The sequence below is a fragment of the Psychrobacter sp. 1U2 genome, assembly GCF_051847575.1.
On sequence record NZ_JBPYDC010000543.1, the window covers coordinates 1 to 987 of the forward strand.

Annotated in this window: 1 protein-coding gene; it reads left to right on the plus strand. The window is 34.1% G+C overall.

Annotation, left to right across the window (positions count from 1 at the left end):
• Positions 1-220: 220 nt before the first annotated feature.
• Positions 221-987 (plus strand): hypothetical protein (locus tag ACS8FD_RS17155; RefSeq protein WP_439276735.1); only part of this gene is annotated, 767 nt, incomplete at its 3' end.

Genomic DNA, 987 nt, shown 5'->3' on the forward strand with positions numbered 1-987 from the left:
CGCAGCATTTGACCGATGAAGAAGATCTGGTCATTCCGATTTTGGGGTTAAGGCAGGGTTAGGATTGGTTTTATCACTTGTAAGGTGCTTTCCATGCACCTTTTTTAAAAACTATTGTTATTAAAGGTCTTCATAACGTACTCTACTTCAAATGTCTTAATTCTGATAAAGAATCATGTTCAAAAACATCAATATTAGACTGTTAATTGCTCTTATCTCAATGATGGTAATACCATCACTCTATCAAACCGTTAGAGTAAATTTTCTCGGCGAGTTACCTAGTGACGCAGGAATTAATATTGCCAGTCAAATATTGTGGCTAAGTTTAATTTACGAGATAGCTCAGGAAGCATTGATATTACCCTTATTTTACCTTTTCGGTAAATCTCTATCTGATAAAAACGAGTTTGAAAATAAAGTTCAAACAGGGTTTATCGTTATTTTTTGCTTTATGTCTTTTTTATCTGCAATTTTATTCATCTATTCACAAAATATTGTGATTTTTATGGAGCAGTCTAGACAGATTGTTGAAGAAACGACTCGGTATATTCGATTAGAAACTATAGCTATCATGTTTGCAACGCTAGTCAAATATATGACAGTCGTTATTATCAGCTTAAACAAAGATAAGTACATTTATGGCTTGCTAGCGGTGCAGATGGCGCTGTCCATATTACTAGACAGCTTATTTTTTGGGCCTCTTAAGTATAGTCTAAATATGGGTGTTATCGGTATTGCTTTGACAAATATTATTGTCAATGTAGCTATTTTATTAGCCACCTATATCTCTATGCGACAATATGGATTGAAGCTTTTATCAGTCAATCAGATGTCATTTACATGGATGAAAGAGTGGTGGACGACAGGTGTATTTTCAGGATTAGAATCGCTAGTCAGAAATATTGCTTTCATAGTCATGATCATAAAAATGATTAACATGGTTGAGGAGCAAGGTAATTATTGGGTAGCTAATAGCTTTATTTGGGG